This is a genomic window from Salinispora pacifica CNR114 (assembly GCF_000514775.1).
Taxonomy (GTDB): domain Bacteria; phylum Actinomycetota; class Actinomycetes; order Mycobacteriales; family Micromonosporaceae; genus Micromonospora; species Micromonospora pacifica.
On sequence record NZ_AZWO01000100.1, the window covers coordinates 1 to 1,188 of the forward strand.

Annotated in this window: 1 protein-coding gene; it reads right to left on the reverse strand. The window is 71.7% G+C overall.

Going from position 1 to position 1,188, the window contains the following annotated elements; translation table 11 throughout:
* Positions 1-1,135 (reverse strand): SDR family NAD(P)-dependent oxidoreductase (locus B118_RS29355; RefSeq protein ID WP_238324161.1); only part of this gene is annotated, 1,135 nt, incomplete at its 3' end.
* Positions 1,136-1,188 lie beyond the last annotated feature (53 nt).

Sequence of the window (1,188 nt, forward strand, 5' to 3'; positions counted from 1 at the left end):
CATCGAGACCGGTCTCACCCAACGGCACCTCCGGACGCAACACGCCGGCAGCGTGGAAGACCGCGGTCAGGTCCTCACCCAGATCGGCCAACAACCCAGCAACCGCCTCGCGATCAGCCACATCACAAGCAACAACCTCAACACCTGGAAGCCGGGACACCACATCCGCCGCACCCGGAGCGTCCATCCCCCGCCGACTGGCCAACACCACCCGATCCGCGCCATCGGCGAGCAACCACTCCGCGACATGCCCGCCAATACCACCGGTACCACCGGTCACCAGGACCGTGCCGGTAGGCCGCCAACGGCGTTCGGGGATGCCGACGGCGGGCCAGCGGACCATCCGCCGGGCCAGCACTCCGGCAGTACGGATGGCGACCTGATCCTCGCGGCCGTCGGCGAGCACGTCCACGAGCCGCTCGACCTGGTCGTCGGTCCAGTCGGTGGGCAGGTCGACCAGGCCGCCCCAGGAGTGCGGGCTCTCCAGGGACAGGACGGTGCCGAGGCCCCAGAGGGCGCCCTGCGCGGGGTGCGGCAGGTCCTCGAACCGATCGATGGCGGCGCCACCAGAGGTGAGGCACCAGATCCGCCCCACGAAGCCGGTGGTGGTGAGCGCTTGCAGCAGCGTCACGGTGTCGGTGACCCCGACGGAGAGACCGGCGTCGGTGTCGTCGGCGGTGTCATCGAGGGCGAGCAGGGACACCACCCCGGCCGGGCTGTCCCCGGCGGGCAGGTCGGTGCCGGCAACGGTGACGACGTCAGCGCCCCGGGCAGCCAGCCCGCCGGCGACGGCCCCAACCCGCGCGTCGTCGGTCAACGTCGCCGGCACGACGAGCCACCAGGCACCGGTCAGCTCCCCGCCGGTGGGCACGTCGGTGGAGCGCCACACCACTCGGTAGCGCCAGCCATCGAGGGTGGACGCGTCCCGGTGCCGCGAGTGCCAGGCGGTGAGGCCGGGCAGGACCTCGTTGACGATGTCGGGGGCGACGCCGAGACCGTCGGCGAGCCGGCTGGTGTCACCCCGGCCGACGGCGTCCCAGAACCCGCCGTCGGTGCCGTTGGTGGCGGCGCCGACGGTGCGGTCGGGCTCGATCCAGTAGTGCTGGTGTTGGAAGGCATACGTCGGCAAATCCACCCGCCGCCCACCCCCACACACCACACCCCAATCCAAATCCACACCCGACACCC